Origin of the sequence: Carboxylicivirga longa (assembly GCF_050589825.1) — a bacterium.
GTDB lineage: Bacteria > Bacteroidota > Bacteroidia > Bacteroidales > Marinilabiliaceae > Carboxylicivirga > Carboxylicivirga longa.
The window spans coordinates 124,512-142,359 of sequence record NZ_JBNGOZ010000001.1; the positions used below are offsets into that span (position 1 = coordinate 124,512).

16 protein-coding genes are annotated in these 17,848 nt (G+C 43.9%); 6 read left to right on the plus strand and 10 right to left on the minus strand.

Annotation, left to right across the window (positions count from 1 at the left end; genetic code table 11):
• Positions 1 to 209: 209 nt before the first annotated feature.
• The 6 genes from ACRD7A_RS00495 to ACRD7A_RS00520 all read right to left on the minus strand — a co-directional run bounded on the left by ACRD7A_RS00495 (position 210) and on the right by ACRD7A_RS00520 (position 5,171).
• Positions 210 to 1,103, minus strand: a complete 894-nt coding sequence (locus ACRD7A_RS00495) for a hypothetical protein (protein WP_430809374.1) — start codon at positions 1,101 to 1,103, stop codon at positions 210 to 212.
• A 96-nt stretch (positions 1,104 to 1,199) separates the two neighbouring features.
• Complete coding sequence (locus ACRD7A_RS00500) at positions 1,200 to 1,709, minus strand: hypothetical protein (protein WP_430809375.1); 510 nt, start codon at positions 1,707 to 1,709, stop codon at positions 1,200 to 1,202.
• Between the two features lies 1 nt (position 1,710).
• Entirely contained in the window at positions 1,711 to 2,052 is a 342-nt protein-coding gene (locus ACRD7A_RS00505; RefSeq protein WP_430809376.1) for a hypothetical protein, read from the minus strand.
• 44 nt (positions 2,053 to 2,096) lie between these two features.
• Positions 2,097 to 2,672, minus strand: a complete 576-nt coding sequence (locus ACRD7A_RS00510; protein WP_430809377.1) for an RNA polymerase sigma factor — start codon at positions 2,670 to 2,672, stop codon at positions 2,097 to 2,099.
• A gap of 86 nt (positions 2,673 to 2,758) precedes the next feature.
• On the minus strand, positions 2,759 to 3,760 hold the full coding sequence (locus ACRD7A_RS00515) for an endonuclease/exonuclease/phosphatase family protein (RefSeq protein WP_430809378.1): 1,002 nt from the start codon (positions 3,758 to 3,760) through the stop codon (positions 2,759 to 2,761).
• Positions 3,747 to 5,171: a hypothetical protein gene (locus tag ACRD7A_RS00520; protein WP_430809379.1), complete on the minus strand. Its 1,425-nt coding sequence runs from the start codon at positions 5,169 to 5,171 to the stop codon at positions 3,747 to 3,749. The genes ACRD7A_RS00515 and ACRD7A_RS00520 overlap by 14 nt, the downstream gene beginning before the upstream one ends.
• A 256-nt stretch (positions 5,172 to 5,427) precedes the next feature.
• Between ACRD7A_RS00520 and ACRD7A_RS00525 the strand changes: the two genes are divergently transcribed.
• Together ACRD7A_RS00525 and ACRD7A_RS00530 are read left to right on the plus strand one after the other, a co-directional pair.
• Entirely contained in the window at positions 5,428 to 6,546 is a 1,119-nt protein-coding gene (locus ACRD7A_RS00525; RefSeq protein WP_430809380.1) for an AI-2E family transporter, read from the plus strand.
• A 167-nt stretch (positions 6,547 to 6,713) separates the two neighbouring features.
• Positions 6,714 to 7,811: a phosphotransferase enzyme family protein gene (locus ACRD7A_RS00530; protein ID WP_430809381.1), complete on the plus strand. Its 1,098-nt coding sequence runs from the start codon at positions 6,714 to 6,716 to the stop codon at positions 7,809 to 7,811.
• Positions 7,812 to 7,932: 121 nt separating this feature from the next.
• On the opposite strand, the gene ACRD7A_RS00535 is transcribed toward ACRD7A_RS00530, so the two are convergent.
• On the minus strand, positions 7,933 to 10,167 hold the full coding sequence (locus tag ACRD7A_RS00535; RefSeq protein WP_430809382.1) for a TonB-dependent receptor plug domain-containing protein: 2,235 nt from the start codon (positions 10,165 to 10,167) through the stop codon (positions 7,933 to 7,935).
• Positions 10,168 to 10,570: 403 nt separating this feature from the next.
• Here ACRD7A_RS00535 and ACRD7A_RS00540 point away from each other — a divergent pair, with 403 nt between their 5' ends.
• Positions 10,571 to 12,757 (plus strand): B12-binding domain-containing radical SAM protein, encoded by a 2,187-nt coding sequence (locus ACRD7A_RS00540; RefSeq protein WP_430809383.1) that lies wholly within the window; start codon positions 10,571 to 10,573, stop codon positions 12,755 to 12,757.
• Positions 12,758 to 12,769: 12 nt separating this feature from the next.
• On the opposite strand, the gene ACRD7A_RS00545 is transcribed toward ACRD7A_RS00540, so the two are convergent.
• Positions 12,770 to 13,504 (minus strand): acyl-[acyl-carrier-protein] thioesterase, encoded by a 735-nt coding sequence (locus tag ACRD7A_RS00545; protein ID WP_430809384.1) that lies wholly within the window; start codon positions 13,502 to 13,504, stop codon positions 12,770 to 12,772.
• A 222-nt stretch (positions 13,505 to 13,726) separates the two neighbouring features.
• On the opposite strand from ACRD7A_RS00545, the gene ACRD7A_RS00550 reads away from it, so the two are divergent.
• Entirely contained in the window at positions 13,727 to 15,394 is a 1,668-nt protein-coding gene (locus ACRD7A_RS00550; protein WP_430809385.1) for an alpha-amylase family glycosyl hydrolase, read from the plus strand.
• A 160-nt stretch (positions 15,395 to 15,554) separates the two neighbouring features.
• Here the strand turns inward: ACRD7A_RS00550 and ACRD7A_RS00555 are convergent, their stop codons facing one another.
• Complete coding sequence (locus ACRD7A_RS00555; protein ID WP_430809386.1) at positions 15,555 to 16,076, minus strand: DUF4251 domain-containing protein; 522 nt, start codon at positions 16,074 to 16,076, stop codon at positions 15,555 to 15,557.
• Positions 16,077 to 16,217: 141 nt separating this feature from the next.
• On the opposite strand from ACRD7A_RS00555, the gene ACRD7A_RS00560 reads away from it, so the two are divergent.
• Positions 16,218 to 16,415, plus strand: a complete 198-nt coding sequence (locus tag ACRD7A_RS00560) for a hypothetical protein (RefSeq protein WP_430809387.1) — start codon at positions 16,218 to 16,220, stop codon at positions 16,413 to 16,415.
• A gap of 10 nt (positions 16,416 to 16,425) precedes the next feature.
• The gene (locus ACRD7A_RS00565) at positions 16,426 to 16,971 is read left to right on the plus strand and encodes a hypothetical protein (RefSeq protein ID WP_430809388.1); all 546 of its coding nucleotides are present in this window, start codon (positions 16,426 to 16,428) and stop codon (positions 16,969 to 16,971) included.
• A 50-nt stretch (positions 16,972 to 17,021) separates the two neighbouring features.
• Here ACRD7A_RS00565 and ACRD7A_RS00570 read toward each other — a convergent pair whose 3' ends face one another.
• On the minus strand, positions 17,022 to 17,786 hold the full coding sequence (locus tag ACRD7A_RS00570) for a YdcF family protein (protein ID WP_430809389.1): 765 nt from the start codon (positions 17,784 to 17,786) through the stop codon (positions 17,022 to 17,024).
• Between the last annotated feature and the right edge of the window lie 62 nt (positions 17,787 to 17,848).

The following is a 17,848-nucleotide window of genomic DNA, read 5'->3' on the forward strand; positions in this document are numbered from 1 at the left end:
TTACTTTATAAGACACCTATAAAATCATTTCGGGTGACACACTTACAATTATATTGGCCGATGTTAAGTGTAGGTTGTTGTGGAGTAGGGAGATGTGATAAATTGAGGCTGATGTGATTTCTTGTTTATGAGATCTTCCCCCCAAAAAACGAGGAGGCCCGAAAATAAAACTACATTTTCGGGCCTCCTCGTTTCAGTTATTACGTGTATTACCATCTCATTTCTCTATGGTGAGCGTGTTGCCCACGATGTCTGTCGAACATGAGTTGTTCCTCATCGCCGAGCTGTGCGCGCATTTCACTTCGTTTGGCAGCGTGTAGTTTTGCTATTTTAAGTTTAATGGCTGCTTGCTCATCAATGTTCTTATCCACTTTTTTCAGATCTACTGTTTCACCACTTGTTAGTGTGCGTTGTTGTGCCTTCAGCTCATTTAAGCGGTTGTTCAGGGGTTGAGTTTCCTTCATCATTGAAAGGTGCAAAGCTCTAAGGTTTTCGCGTACTTCATCCGATACCATTGGAGTTCCTTGTTGCCTCCATCCATCGCCATTACCACGTCCCTGTTGATAAGCTTTCCCTTGTTGTCCGTAGCCGCTACCATTCATGCCGTTTCCAGATCCCCGTCTCCCTTTTCCGGGGCGCATTCCATGTCCTTTTCCGGCACCGCTTCTCATGCCTTCGCCATAATAGCATCCGGCATCTTGCCGTTGTCTTCGGCTGTCAAAGGCAATGCCTTGCTCTTCATTCAAAAAGGACTTAATGGTTTGATGATGACGTACCCTTTTCTTTTGAATGTTGGTATTGATGGAGTTTATTTCTGTTAACACCTTGTTCAAAGCCTCCTTGTTAAGGGGCGTTGTGGTTTCGATACTTCGTTTTTGGGCACGCAACTCACCCAAGCGGTTATGTTGCTGTTGCACGGATTTCTGAAAGCTGATGCGCTCCTGATTAATCTTACTTTCCTGCTCGTCGCTTAGATTATCTATACGGCAATTGCGATTTTCAAAATTAGCGCATTGGGCACGCCGGCCATTGTAGCGTTGTGCTGTCGCTGTTAGTATCGACAGGCAGAATATTCCGGTTAATAATAAATATCTGTTTTTCATTGGTCTGTGTTTTAAAATGTTCAACATAAGGGTACAGCAATTACAGCTCAGCAAGCGCGCTTATGCTAAGTGGTTCATTGCAAGTACAAATATTGATTAGTGTCTGTGTCGTCGGCCCCGGAAACGTCTCTTCGGGCCCTCTCGCATGATACGTTCTTTAAACATTTGGTCAAGCAACTCACGTTGCCGGTCGTTTTCACACACTCCGCGTAATTGTCTAAAGTGATAATAGTTAGATTTCTCAATCAGCTTTTGCTGCCGGCTTATTTGATCAATCAGCCGTCCGGCTTCCACGCTGTCGGAGTTGTTGTTGAAGGTTTCGTTCATTAGCCGCTTTCGCAGGCTGTCAATGGCTGATTCGTGGCTGCGTATGCGCCTGGCATGCTGTTTCCACAAGCCATACATTTCATCAAACTGCGCTTCATTAATTTCTGCATTTTTCAGCAGGTGGCGATGCATGCGCATGCGATGTTCTTCCTTATCGTAGTTTTTTTTCTGAACATTGGGCTCAGCATCCGTTTTCAACCACCATATGCCCAATAGTATGATATTACCCAACAAGAAAAGGGTAAGGATAGTCCAGCATATTTTGCATGTGTTCTTCATTCTACTTGCGGTTTATGTTAGTGGCTAAAAAGGTATCGCCATTGTAATAATCGTACCAGTCGGGCGATGTGTTATTCTCATAAACACTTGTCCAGTCGTTTTCATTCTCCTGGTTGATGGATGAGCGTAGTGTTAGTATATTAATCAGTAAGATAAGACCGGCACAGGCTGCGGCCACCTGAAGGCCAATGCTTATGTATTTCATGGAGGGCTTTATGTTATCCATCTTATCAATTCTTGCCATCACATTATCCACAAAGCCGGGCGATGGTGCATACCGATGATTCAGTGTCTCCTCCAGCAACCGATCTATGTCTTGTCTTTCTTTCATTGGCTTTTTCATATCCACACTCATTTTATATGACGATAAAAAATGAATTATCCTGCTCAGAAAATTTCTTCTTTGTGTTTTATTAATAACTCTTTTAGTTTGCGTTTCGCTCTAACCAGCAGCGATTCAACGGATGAGACCGACGTTTTCATAATGTCGGCCACCTCTTGTTGCTTCAGCTCTTTTATTTGCGATAGCACCAGGGCATTCTTCTGCCGTTCGGGTAGTTGTTCAATGGCTGCGTACAAAAGATTTCGACGTTCCGTTTCTTCAATGGCATCGTCGCTTTGCTGATGGTGGCTTATTTTTAGTGCTTCCATCTCGCTTTTTTCCAGGGCGCTTACCAGTCCGCTTCCTCGTTTTTGGCGATTACGTTGTCTGATAAAGTCCAGTGCTTTATTAACCGCGAGGCGATAGAGCCATGTAGAGAGGCTTGCTTCGCCACGAAACTTTTTCAGGGAGCGATACATCTCAATGAACACCTCCTGGGCAATGTCCTCAGCATCATGGCTGTTGTTTACATACGACAGGATAATGTGTATGACCATTCTATGATGCAGCTCCACGATTTGCCGGAACGCATCTCTATCACCTTCAATTGCCTTATGGGTTAATAGTTTTTCCTTAGTCATTGAACTTTCTCTGTAAGGGTATGACGCCAAGCTGCAAATTATCCTGCACCGAAAGCTAAAAAAAGTTGCTGATTTTATCCGTGCGCCTACTGTTTATTTATCTTCAGTAGCAGAGGAAGGTGGTCGCTGATGCCACCGATATATCGCGGTCCGGCATAGCTTCGTTTGGGTTTATAGCCGCTATATTGCTTGTCAGTCTCCAGTAGGAAGGGCAGTTCGGCAAGGTGGAGTGAAAACTCGTAAGTCGGGTTTTTGAGCCATTCGGCATCTAACAAAATATGGTCAATATAGGACCAGTTGCCCTGGTATTTATAGCTGCCAGATGCCTTCTTCGGAGTTTTTCTCATCGCCTCAAGGCTTGATTGAAGCCCTGCTGTTTTCATCAGGTGTTGAAGGGATGGTGCTTCCAGGTCGGCATTAAAATCGCCCATCACTACCAGTTTGCTGTGGGGGGCAGCCCGGCGAATGCTGTCCAGGCGGGCTGCAATGATGCGCGATACGGTCATGCGTTTGTATTCAGAAGCAACGGTTCCACCTCTTTTTGAGGGCCAGTGATTAACCACAATATGAAGAGTGTCGTGACCGATGCATCCTTTCACATAAAGGGCATCGCGGGTGAAAAAGTGCTCGGTAGTATTGGAAGTTACGATGGTGGTTGTGTGCAGTGTATCAAAGTGAGCGCTGCGATAGAGTAGCGCCACATCAATGCCTCTTCTATCGGGTGATTCGAAATGTATGTAACGGTAGTTTAGGGCAGACAGGCCAGTTTGGTAGATCAGTTTTTTAAGTACTTCAGCATTCTCCACCTCGCACAGCGCAATTAAGGTGGGGGGCTGCCATTCGTTTATAGCGAGTATGGTTTTACTCAGGCCTTGTACCTTTCTGTAAAGACGATGCTCGTTCCATCGCTTATCCCCTAAGGGTAAGAATTCTTCGTCCTGCTTCAATGAGTCATCCACACAATCAAAAAGATTTTCCACGTTGTAAAACATCAGGCTGTAGGCAGTTTTAGTGCTGTCTTGCCCAATGGAGAGGGTGCTAAAGAAAAGCGTGATAAGGCTTAATAGCAGGTGTTTATTTTTTTTCATAACGTTCGTAGGCACCCAAATCCGGGCCATCATCCTGCAGGCGGTTGTTGCCCATGATATCAAAGGGGTAGGGCTCTGCCAACTTAAAGGAAGCACTGTCTTTGGCCGGTGACAGGGTATCGAGTTGATAGTTATAACCCGCTATATCCATGAAAGCCGGATCGGCATTTTTCTGGATGTCAATAAATTTCGATTCATCGGAAATGTCAAAATCCTCCGATAGCTTGATTATGGCGTTATTGAACAGGTAGCTGGCATCATTTTCGGGGAATTCATCGTTGGCATAGCGCAAGTCAAAGCCCAACTCAGAAATGTTGTTGCCGTATATTATGCAGTTATTGAAGACCGCCTCTTCAAGGGGAATAATCTGCTCCTCGTCATTGGTGTCGATGTAGTAGTTATTCAGAAAAACGGTTGGATTATTCCTGAATGTCCAGTCGTAATAATTGGCAAAGGTACAGTGGTGAAACTGATAACTTCCACCGACGGTGAGCGCTGCCGAGCTGTTACCGCAATCGCCAAACACACAGTTGGCCACTTCGAGGTTGGCTGTTTGTGCCAACAGGCCGAAGGTACTGATATGTTCTATTTTGGTGTTGTTAATAGCGATAGGTGCACTGTTTAAACCCACCGAGTCGGCCAGAATGCCCATCATACCATTGCGGATAATGCAGTGGTTGAAGGTAGATGATCCGGAACCCGGCAGCAGATGGATGTAACCCCATTGACCCGGTTTGTTGTGATACCACTCTTCTTGCCGGTGGCCGGCAAATACTACGGGCTCTTCATTTGTGCCGTTCACATGGAGGGTTCCCAGCACCAGCATACTGGCATCCTTATAGAAGTAAAGCTTAGCACCTGGGTCGATGCTTACGGTCTCGGCTGAGTCGACCACAATGAAATCATAGATAAGATAAGGCTTATCGCTGCTTAGGGTCTGCGTATTGAGCCATTCTTTACGCATAAGCACCACATCTTGCCCATAGGCTACTAGTTGCACGGTTTGCACCTTTTCGCGGGTTCTGAAGTAAATGGAATCGGTCACCACGTAGGGCTGATTGCTGCCAACTGGGTCGATGGTTACTTCTACAAAAATGTAGAGGCTGTCCTTGGCGCGTACCCGAATGCCCTCGGCCAGATTATTGGAATTGCCATCGATATTAAGACGAAAATCAGATTCTTCGCCACCGGCCAATTCAATGGCTTCTATGGTCATGTCTTCGTCGTATGGGTTATAGACCCTAAAGTTTTTGGTAGTAGAGCCGATGGAAGTGAAGATTGTATCAAACATAATGGTGTCGGACGAGAAGCTTAAACCTTCTTCGTCACCACGAAAAACAAACTCCCGCTCGCAGGCAAGGAGTGTTAAAATGCTTAAAATTAATAATATGCTGCGGTCAATCCATCTCATATCTTCTTCACTTTTCTCAAGTGGCAATGCCTATGATCATGCATTGTTTTCTGTGGGCTTTATTAGTGTGCAAAATACTAAAAGTTGGATCAAAAAACAATACATTTTTTTACATTTAATCAAAAAATATTTACAAAAATTAACAAGCTATCACAAAGAGGTGCTTAACAACTTTCAAACGCGAAAGTACGGTCATTATTATAAAGTGTTTAAAATTTGCTTTGCTTTTATTAATTTGGCCTGAAATTTTTATTTTATGCAAGATTTTCAACCGCGCCCTTATACCTTCGATCGGGTTGTTAGAATGGTATTAACCACCCTGGTTTTTGGTTTCATACTTTATGTTGTTAATGCCCTTAAAAATGTACTGGGGCCTTTTATTATTGCAATATTTATAGCCTATCTGCTCGATCCGCTTGTGGGTTTTGTTCAGCATCGTCTTCGCGTGAAGCATCGTGGGGCATCTGTACTTATAACGGTAACCGTTGTGGGTTTTATCATGTCGCTTATCATGTTCTATTTGGTACCCACCTTTATACAGGAAATGAATAAGATGGTGCACCTGATTCATGCCTACATGCAGTCGGTGGATGTAAGGGGTATCTTGCCCTTTGATATGGATAAGAGCATCCGTGAGCTTATTCGTGATTCTGATTTGGTGTCTTACCTGAGTCTGGAGAATATCTCGCAGTTTCTGAAAAAGGTTTTGCCCGGTTTCTGGAACCTCTTCACCGGTTCGATGCACGTTATTGCTGCTATTGTAGGTTTATTGGTGGTGGTATTGTACACCATTTTCATACTAATGGATTTTCGTAAGTTGCGCCGCTTGGGACTCGGTCTTATACCGGTTCACTATCGCGAAGTGTCCGGCGAAATCATTGACGACCTGGGGCATTCTATGAACCTGTATTTTCGATCTCAGGGTTTAATCGCACTGATTGTAGGTGTGTTGCTGGCCATTGGCTTTAAGATTATTGGCCTTCCCATGGCCATTCTTATCGGTTTATTTATCGGAGCTTTAAATATTGTGCCCTACTTGCAGATTGTGGGTATTGTACCGGCCATGCTTCTGGCCTTGCTAAAGGCCATGGAGTCGCAGCAGAACTTTTGGCAGGTGGCACTATTGGTGCTGATTGTTTTAGCGCTGGTGCAACTTATTCAGGAAACTGTACTTGTACCACGTATCATGGGGAAGGCCTATGGCATGAATCCGGCCATTGTGCTGCTGGTACTTTCGGTGTGGGGCAGCCTAATGGGCTTGATTGGAATGCTGCTGGCCCTGCCGCTTACTTCAGTTATTACTTCGTACTACAAGCGTTTTGTACTGCACGAGTCAAAAGAGAAACCTTTGGATAATGGGGGAAGTGAAGAATAGCTGGGATGGAAGTGTTTTAACACTTTAGCGATGATATTTTTGTTCGGTTTAGGAACGAATGATTTTATAAAAGAAAGGAAAGGAAAGTTGGTGTAAAATAAAAATAACAAAACGTAGGATGTTAAAAAGTTAATATTTAAGTTTGCCGCAACTAAAAACTTGCTGATATGAAAACGAATATAGAAGCCATTGTTAAGCACTTCAACATTGAAGGTACTTATAGTGAAGCAAAAATTTTTGGGGATGGTTTGATCAACACTACCTATAAAGTGGTGACCAAGGAAGATGAAGCTCCTAACTATTTGTTGCAGATTGTGAATCATCACATTTTTAAGAATGTGGCTGAGCTAACACGCAATATTCAACGGGTTACTGATCATCTGCGCTCGAAGCTGGAGAAGATTGAGGGGAGTGACCTGAAGCGCGAGGTGCTGACTCCTATTGATACTGTTGATGGCAAAGGTTATATAAAGGACGAGGCTGGTAATTACTGGCGCATGTTCTTATTTATTGAAAATGCCCGTTCCTATAATCAACTATCTAACGCCAATCAGGCCTATGTGGGTGGTAAGGCATTCGGTCAGTTCCAAAGTCGCCTGTCCGACTTGGGGGGAGAGCCGCTTTATCCGGTTTTGCCCGATTTCCATAATACCGAAATGCGCATCCTTAACTTCATAGAGCGTGTTAAGCAAGACCCGGTGGGACGATTGAAAGAAGTGCAGGAAGAGGTGGACTTTTTGATGGCGCGTTCAGAAGAGTATAAGAAAATTGTACAAATGGGTCGCGAGGGAATTCTTCCCGAACGCATTGTGCATCAAGACACAAAGTTTAATAATGTATTGCTTGATGAGAACGACAATATCCTGTGTGTGATTGATTTGGATACGGTAATGCCCGGCTATGTGTGTTACGACATTGGCGATGCCATACGAAACGGAGCCAACACTGGTTTGGAAGATGACCGTGACCTGGATAAAGTGAGTATGAACATTGATCTGTTTGAAGGCTTTATCAAAGGCTTTATGGAAGAGACCAAGGATGTGCTGACGCCAGCAGAAATCGATACCCTTGCCTTTGGTGCCAAGCTGTTGACCTACGAACAGGCCGTTCGTTTCCTCGATGATTATATTGATGGTGATAATTACTATAAGGTGAATGCTCCTGACCATAATCTGGTGCGTACACGTGCACAGATTAAGCTGCTAAAGAGTATGGAAGAGCAGTACGATAAGATGGAAGCCATCGTGAAAAAATATTCAGCTTAAGATTAGCTGGAAAGGGGTTGTATGAAAAGATAATCTCTACTGATAATTAGAATAGAAACCCGGATGGTCTGATGATCATCCGGGTTTTTTTATGCTACCAAGTTGGTGTAATAAATTGGCGCTACAGCTTGATATTGATACCTGCTAAATAAAGGCCACCCGCAGGGTCGGCGAAGCCAAACTGACGTGTTTTAGAATTAAATGTATTTCGGGCATTGATAAAGATGCTGTTGTTTCGGTATATTTTGTAGGCTACTTTGATACTCACCGTTGCATTGCCTTTAACTGATGCGGCACCTGTCCCTGTGTAATCGGAGTTGAGTTGTTGGTTTAAATAATGGAACTGCGAGTATTCATAATCATGCACGTATTGTTGTTTCGAGCAATAATAAAGATTGGCAAAAGCGGTTAATTTGTCGGTGGGCATGTAGTTGGCCAAAAATCCGCCAAAGATAGTTGGTGTTTGTTTGTGTGTTTGATCGACTGTTTCATATACAGGATTTTGAAAAATGGGGCCACCTGGAATGGAGTTGTCAGGTATTACTAACATTGGCATGCGCTTTTTTTGCAGATTGCTCAGTCTGGTGTTTTGGACAGTCGTAAACAGTTTAAAATGCAATTGTTTGTTGGGTTTATAAAGGAAGTGTGCGCTGGCGCCGATTTGTCGTGACACCAGATTGCTATTATCATACTGGTAAGTGATGTGTAAATACGGCGCATCTGCCGTTGGTGCCTTTACTGAGGGCTCAAAACTTGGAAATTCCTTAGTGGTTGACAAGAATGCTTCTACATCAATTTGAAGCCGATCACTTACCTGAGTCCGGTAACCGAAATCGAAAACATGGCTGGTAGGTAGGTTCATGTCGTTCTTACCCACGTATTCCAATAATGTTGAACCGGGATTGGTATCGCCTTCGGTGTAGCTGGCATAGAAGTCAACCATCACCGGGCCACGGTTGGCCTTAGAGAAGGAGGCGCGTATAAGATTTTGTTCATTAGGCTTATATGTTCCGATAAGCTGATAACTCAGATAAGATTTCTCAGGCTTGTTGTAATGATCCATTCTGATTGCAGCTATGAGTCTTAGTCGTTTGTTAACCTGGTAATCACTCCTTAAATAATAAGCCAGGTTCGATAAGGTTGATCGGCGGTTTAAATTGCCCGAACCTGGTTTTTCTTCCGGGATATAAGGGGTGTCGTCGTGCACAATGTGTTGATAGCTGGCACCCGGACGCAGGGTTAAGTTGCCAATCGAATAATCATATTCAGCCAGGAAGTCAAGCGTATGAAAATCGTATTTCGAGGCGGTTGAACTACCTGCATATATGTCTTGTGTGCCATAGTTGCCCGCTATTTGCAGGTTTAAATCGGCTATGTTTGAAATGGAGTTGAAATAAAACGATTCTGATGATCTGGTTGTCAGGGGTGTTTTCGATCCTTCCATGAATACAGTTTGGGCTTCGGAGTTCTGTAGTCCTGCTGCTACAGAAAAATTAACTTTCTTGGAGGCCTCATAAGAGACCCATGCATTGGCGCCAAAACGTTGTTTGGCCAATGAAGGATTGGCATAGGCCAGATCGTTAATCATAGTGGGATTAGTGGTGATGTAATCCACTAATTCGGTGTAATCAGTGTAGCCTCCTTGCGACCAGTTGTAATAATTATCACTAAAGCGCTCGCGCTCTTCAAAGTTCGTGCTTAAGCGGGTTTTTAGTTTGTGATTGGCAAACGATGAGCTGATGGCTAAGTCACCTATTGTAGTGGCGGCATTAGCAAATTGCACGGTCCCATCTACACCAATTGTTTTATCCATTGGCTTTCGGGTGATAATATTAACTACTCCACTTACTGCGTTGGGGCCATAAAGGGCTGTTGAGGCGCCTCTGATCACTTCGATGCGTTCAACATCTGTCAGGCTCACCGGTAAGGTTTCCCAGAATGTTCCACCGTTCATGTTGTTAAATACTTTCCGTCCGTCAATCATTATTAACGACATGGAGTTTTCGCTAAAGAAGGTGAAGTTGCCCGGTGGTACATTATCGTTGCCACGGATGTGGATGTCGTAGTTGCCATTTGATTCTTCGCGCACGATGAATCCAGGTATGAGCTTAAATACTTCTTCAATACAAGTGGCGCCTGAGTTGATGATTTCATCGCGCGTGATAATGGACGATGAAAGTGGAGCATCAAAGCTATTTTCTGCTTTTTTGGATACGGCAACAATTTCCAGATTCATCAAGTCTTCAAGGGACAGATTAAAATAGTCGATAGTGTCCTTTTTTGTCGACTGTCCATGGATAGTAAAGGTGTTGAAAATAAGTGCGCAAAGCACTGTGTGAAAAAATCTTAATTTCATAAAGATCAAATTTGATTAGTTGTTTTTTGTTGATTAATAGTTTTAACTTGTATTTAATTATGATCATTTAGAATGGCCATAGCTGACTAGTTATAAATAATAAAAGTTTTCATTCTTTATATTAAAAACGAGCATTAGTGACGAATGCCATGTTTTTTATTGGAATATTTTTTACAGCTAAACATTCAACATTTTTAAATTGTATGTTCAATAATAGTATCCCGAGCGAGATCTACGGTGTAGCTGATTAAAGGTTACGCTTCATGCGAAAAAAAGTCCATTTCGTGATTTTTTTTTGATGATCCTTCAAAAAATAGGCTTCTGTGGGAATTTGTCGTTATCGTGGGCACAAACACATAGGGTTTGCTGTATTTGTGTACTTTTGTGCTATTAATTATTGCATATGTCACAGGTTTTATTGCTCACACCACCCTTTACCCAGTTAAATACACCGTACCCGGCCACTGCCTATCTCAAGGGTTTTTTAAATACGCAAAAGACGCCTTCGGCACAAGTCGATTTAGGTATTCGTGTAATGGATAGGTTGTTTACGGCCAAGGGCTTGACACAGTTATTTGCTGTGGTTGACAAAAATAAGCTGGTAACGGAGAATGCCCGTCGTATTTATTACCTGCGTGCCGAATATGTCTCTTGTATTCATCGGGTACGGCAGTTTTTGAAGGTCCCCACCATCATTGAGGCGCAGAATATATGTGAGGGACAGCTCTTGCCCGAGGCATCGCGATTCAATCAACTGCAGGACGAGGCTCTTGCCTTTGGTAGCATGGGGCTGCTTGATAAGGCCAAGCATTATTGCACCCTGTTGCTCGAAGATCTGGCTGATTTTATCGTTGAGACGGTAGATGAGAACTTTGGCTTTAGTCGTTATGCCGAGCGTCTGGGGCGCTCAGCTTCTTCCTTCGATGCACTTTATGCCTATTTACAACAGCTGCCAAGCTTTATTGAATGGCTGCTAATAGAGGAACTATCGGCGGCTATTGATAAGCATAAGCCTCAGCTGGTGTTAATTACTATTCCCTTTCCGGGCAACCTGATGGGAGCCCTGCGCATTGGGCAATATCTTAAGCGTGAGCATCCGCACATTAAGGTTTCGATGGGAGGGGGTTACGTGAATACCGAACTGAGATCTTTAAGAGATGCGCGCATTTTTGAGTTTTGCGATTTTATCACCCTCGACGATGGTGAGCAGCCCATTGCCTGTATCCTCGATTATATGCGTGGAGGTCGCCTTCTTAGCGACCTGAAGCGTACTTTCGTATGTCGTAATGAGGAGGTGGAGCTGATGGATGGAGCACCGGAAGCTGATGTGGCGCAAAATGCGCTGGGCGTACCCGACTACAGCGATGTGGAGTGGGATAAGTACCTTTCGGTGCTGGAGGTGGCCAACCCGATGTTTCGGCTTTGGTCTGATGGTCATTGGCTGAAGCTAACCCTGGCCCATGGTTGTTATTGGGGGAAGTGTACTTTTTGCGATGGCTCACTTGATTATATCGGACGCTATGCTCCTTCATCCATAAACACTACTGTAGATCGCATGGAGGCCTTAGTGGCACAAACCGGGAAGACAGGTTTTCATTTTGTTGATGAGGCAGCACCTCCCGTTCTTTTAAAAGAGCTGGCACTGGAGATACTGCGCCGTGGACTTAAGGTAGTGTGGTGGACGAATATCCGCTTTGAAAAGAACTTTACCGCCGATCTGTGTCTTTTGCTTAGGCAGAGTGGCTGTGTGGCGGTGGCAGGGGGTGTTGAGGTGGCATCAGATCGCTTATTGAAGCTAATTAATAAAGGGGTTAGTATTGGTCAGCTCAGTAATGTTGCTGCAAACTTTAGTAATGCCGGCATTATGGTACATACCTACCTAATGTATGGTTTCCCATCGCAAACGGCGCAGGAAACCATTGACTCCCTTGAGGTGGTGCGACAGTTGTTTGAGCTGGGCATTGTACATTCTGGTTTCTGGCACCAATTTGCGCTTACGGCACACAGTCCAGTAGGTTTGCAGCCCGAAAGTTTTGGGGTGACTGTAAGCGGTGGCTTAAATGGTGCCTTTGCCAATAATGACCTAGAGTTTGTGGATCAAAGGGGTACCTGTCACGAACCTTTTGGGCCGGGTCTGAAAAAAGCAATTTTTAATTATATGCATGGGCTTGGCTTTGATATGCCGTTGCACAGTTGGTTTGATTTTAAAGTGCCGTCAACCACGCACTCTCCTCATTCTATTGAGCAGGAGCTTAACGATGCCATTAGTATAAGGCCTGACAATCGTTTAGTTTGGCTGGCCAAGCCACCCCTTATTGAACACTTTGTGAAACGAAAGGCGAAGAAAGATGTGCGCATGGCTACCCTATTGATTATGGGGCCCAAGGTGCAGGCTGAAATAAAGATGAAAGAGCGATTGGCTCTTTGGTTGAAGGGTGTGCTGACACAGATAAGTGTTGATAGCTCTCAGCTGATGCGCCTTGATGCTTTTCAGGAAGCCTATGAAGCACATCAGCTGGGCGATTTCAATAAGTTTATCAATAGTTACACCTTCTCGCAACTCAAGCAGGCCGGCCTGCTTATTATCTAATCATTACGCGCTTTAAAAGGTGATTTTTCCCCTGAAGGCCACCTTATCCTGTTGGGAATTAAAGCCCTCGAAAAGATGTATTTCTTCATTTTCCTGATGGTGCAGGATAATGGGCTCATGGGGCATGGTTTCTTTCAGGTAGTTTATGGATAAGTGCTGCGGATAATGTTGCTCGTGAAAATCAATAGGGAAGGCATCCATCATCCAATCGATATAGCGTGTTGATGTAACATGTTTATTCAGGTCGATATCATAATAGTTGGGATGACGTTCTGCAATCTTTTTTCCATCGAAAGCACCCAGTTTTACGGGGGAGTAGTCTAAGGCATGCACATCTTTCAGACGGGAGAAAACAGCCATCTTTTCAGCCTTGAAGTTACCGGGGCGTTTACTACTGATGTCAATGGCCAGCCAGGCCGAGGTAGCCTTGGCAACTACCTTATTCTGCCGGTCGCGAACCACGAAATCGCGAATGTAAAAGATGCGTTCAATGTTTTTAGGCCAGGTTTCAACGCTCAGCTCTTCACTCCACATAATGGGGCGATGAAGTTCAATATCCAGTCGGTTCAGCACCCAGAAAAGATGCTCCTTTTTAAGGTCGGCAAAGCCAAAGCCCAGTTGCTCGGCAGAGCTGATGGCCGATTGAATCAGGTAATTGGCCATGGCGCTCAGCTTCAGGCGCGAAAACATATCGGTATCGGCTGAACTGACGGTATAGTGGGTATTTAGTTTTAACGATGCACTCATGTTTGTGTATATTAATTTACAGGCAAAAATAGGGTTTTTATACCTTTCTGCCTTTCCGCAAACCTTTTCGGAAATGTGAAGTGTGAAAAAATAAAGGGCTTAACTATGTTTAATAATCTAATATTTAAGTCTTTAGGTGTGTTTGATTGCTTTTATAAAGCACCCGCTAATGATGGAGTTGCTTAGCTTTGTTAATTTTACCTGAAACTAAAATTCAATATTATGATACTGAAATATCCATTGCTACTGGCACTCCTTAGTTTGCTGTCCTGCTCGGGTAAGAAAAATGAGGTGCATCAATCCTCAGTTGACACTCCCTTTGTTTGGGAGAATGCTAATGTGTATTTTTTGCTTACCGATCGTTTTAATAACGGAAATCCACACAACGATGTGCATTTCAATCGCACAGAAGAAACAGGTCTTTTACGCGGTTTTGAGGGAGGCGATCTGAAGGGAATCACCCAGAAAATCAAGGAGGGATATTTCGCCGACTTGGGTATTAATGTTATATGGTTTAGTCCTGTAGTGGAGCAAATTCACGGGGCTGTAGATGAAGGCACGGGAAATACTTACGGTTTTCATGGATATTGGACGAAGGACTGGACAGCGTTGGAGCCTAACTTTGGAACTGAACAAGAGTTGGCCGAGCTGGTGCAGGCTGCTCATGAACAGGGTATTCGTATCATGCTGGATGTGGTGATTAATCACACAGGACCCGTTACTGCGAAGGATCCACTGTGGGGAGATGATTGGGTGCGTACAGATCCTCAGTGTCGCTATCAGGATTATGAATCGACGGTGACCTGCACCTTGGTGGAGAACCTGCCTGATATACGCACCGAGCGCGATACACCCGTTGAGTTGCCCAAAGCATTGCTGGATAAGTGGGCGGAAGAAGGACGTTTGCAGCAGGAGATGGCTGAGTTGGATGACTTTTTTAATGCCACGGGCTATCCGCGCACACCGCGTTACTATATCATCAAATGGTTAACGGATTACATTCGCGAATATGGTATTGATGCTTTTCGGCTCGATACAGTCAAGCATACTGAAGAGTCGGTGTGGGCCGATTTGTGGAGGGAAGCGATGAAGGCTTTCGCAGAGTGGAAGGAAGCGCATCCGGAAAAAGTGCTGGATGACAATGAATTCTTTATGGTAGGTGAAGTATATAATTATGGAGTTTCTGGCGGTCGTTGGTTTGATTTTGGTGATCGCAAGGTCGATTACTTTGCGCATGGTATGCAAGGCCTTATTAATTTTGAGTTTAAACATGATGCCGCTAAGGACTATGAGGCGATATTCTCGAAATACAGTGATGCTCTTAATGGCCCTTTAAAGGAGCTGAGTATTATGAATTATGTATCGTCGCACGATGACGGCGGCCCCTTTGATAAGCAGCGGAAACGAGTGTTAGAGGCCGGTACCAAGCTGCTACTGTGTCCGGGCATGTCGCAGGTGTACTATGGCGACGAAACGGGTCGTAGCCTGGATATAGAGGGCACGGTGGGCGATGCCACGCTGCGCTCTTTTATGAATTGGGAGGCGTTGGCAGCCAATGAGAAGGTAAACGGCGTGCCGGTGCAAAATATTCTGCATCATTGGCAGCGACTGGGACAGTTCAGAGTTGCGCATCCCTCAGTGGGTGCTGGTGTTCATCGTATGCTCAGTGAGCAGCCCTATTATTTTACCCGCAGCTATCAGTCGGCCGATTATGAGGATAAAGTATTGGTGGGGCTTGACCTGCCGCACGGTGAAAAGACAGTTGAGGTGCATGGAGTGTTTAATGAGGGTGATAATGTTACCGATTACTACTCAGGCAAAAAGGCACAAGTAAGCAAGGGGCGTTTACATTTCAATACGGACCATGATATTCTTTTACTGGCTTATTAAATTACATTCCTAGCTTTTATCACATTAATCAAGAGGAAGTTAAATGCAAATAGCCCTGCGCAAAGTGCAGGGCTATGATTCGATATGAATATTAGCAACCACAGCATGGTTGAATTTTCAATGGAATTGCTATTTCTCAATAGGTCTCGTATTCACCGTTCTATTCGTCTTTTTTATTATCTAAGACCGACACCTTACCGTTGTAGCTAATCTGGCTGCGGTTGTTGCTGGTTATATGAACCGAGGTGCCACCATTATATCCTATGTCCATTCGTATACGGAATCGGTCATTTTCACCTTGCGCCTCAAAACTGTAGGAGATGCGCATTTTCTTTTCATTGAGTTCTGTCTTTTCTTTCTCAATGCTTGTTTTCTCATATTTAATGCCGCTATCGCCGCCGTAGGGCACCGAGTAGCCCCGGCCAAAGAAGGGCATGTCACCTGCACTTTCTGTGCCCATAATTTTTATGAAACCATAGTTAGTGGTTAAATCAATGGAGCGGCCGCCTTGTGGATAGGCTCTGTCGGGCACAAAAATAAATTGTTTGTTGTTGATCATCTTCTGCGTTTCGGCAAACTGCTCCAAACGACGTTCTTTTTTATCTTTCTTTTTTTGAGCCGCGCTATTGAGTGGTAATAAAGCGATGGCCATCAATAGGGTAATATTTGTGATAAGTCTCATAACAACTTAATTTTAAGGTGATATCTTTGTGTATCTAAAATAACCAAAAGAGTCCATAATTGAAACAGGATATTGATTTTTGTTTTTTTGACGATAACTTTGTTATATATTTTGTAACTTTTCAAACACGGATCAATTATTATGCCACAGGAAAAATCAGATGTCAAGACCATTCTTTGTTTTGTTTGTAATGCCCTTATTGTAGGTGATGATGTGCTTTATAACCGTCGGGTGAATCTGCCGGTGTGTAAAGCATGTGAGGGCAGCGACGAGGAAAAACATAAGGCAGATGACTTATTGAAAGGCCTGGCTGATGGTTTTGTCTGTGGTTGTATTTAAACCTTATCCTATGAAATATCAGGCATTGCTGTTCACGCTGATGTTATTTTGTGGTGTGGCGCTGACTAGAGCTCAGGAAAATGAAGCAAAAGTAGAGAAATCTTTTAAGGACAAGCTATTTACCGGTGGTAGTATCGGCTTAACTTTCGGCGATTACACCAATGTTATGATCAGTCCGCTGATTGGAGCACGGCTCAATGAAAAGGTGTATGCCGGTTTGGGTATTGAGTATCAATATACAAAACATAAGCGTTATGATCCACCGCTTACCTATAATCAGTTTGGCGGTCGCATGTTTACGCAGTACAATATTGTACCCAACCTATTTGCCCACGGCGAATTTGCCGCTTATAGCATGGAACAATACTCACAATTGACAACAGCTAAAGAGCGTAACTTTGTACCGTTCATATATATTGGAGGAGGCTACCGACAGATGGTTTCAAAGCGCAGTTTTGTGTCTGTTCAGGTGCTTTTTGATATTCTTCAGGATAAAAACTCACCCTATAAGGCCTGGGAACCCATATTCAGCGTAGGTTTTGGCGTGGGTATCTAAGTGATAAGATTTATTTTACAAATTGCTCTTATGGCGCAGTGCGCGTTCACCTAGATATATCCTTTTAGTTTGTAAACCAGAATACCTACCCATTCCTTGGTAAGTAGTGGCCAGCATTGCAAGGTGTTGAGCGATGGCAGAAAATAATCAGCCGGCTTTAGGGGCTGATGATTGCTGAGCGTGTGTGCTGCCAGTGGTTTCACTGTAAAGCCTTGTTTTTTAAAGCAGGCGATGGCGCGTGGCAGATGAAAGCCCGAGCTTACCAGTATAATGCTTTTGTCCATATTCATACTGTCCATGAGTGCTGCTGTGTTAAGGGCATTTTCGTAGGTGTTGCGTGAGTTGACCTCAAAGAGAATATTTTGTGAGGGAATTCCTGTTTTAATCAGGAACTCATGCAGGTAATCAGCTTCGGGACGTTCATCAAAATAGATTTCAGCCGAGCCACCGCTGATGATTATCTTCCTTTCCGGACGATCGTGATACAATAGTAAGCCTTGTAGTAAGCGATCGGTGGCTTCTTTAAAGTGGATACGACCTGTTTCGTCATCGTAGCTCGAAAGGCCGCCTAAAATAACAAGGTTGCCTTGTGTGTTTTTATGCTTTTCAAGTGCTTCGGCCGGATGCTCCCAACCTGAAACGCATTGTTGAAAGATAAAGGTGTTGGAGAAAAACAGGAAGATAGCAAGTGTTGAGAGGTGTATGATCTTTCTTAGTCTTTGCTTTTTAAGCAGAAAGCCAAGCACCAAAAGCAGTAGGCACCAGTTAAATGGTACCAAAAGGAAGCTCAGGATTTTAGATAGTAAGAAAAACATTTGCTTAGCTTAAAGTTTGGAAGTTAGCATAGTCCTTTTAATTTTGTTGTAAAGAAAAAACA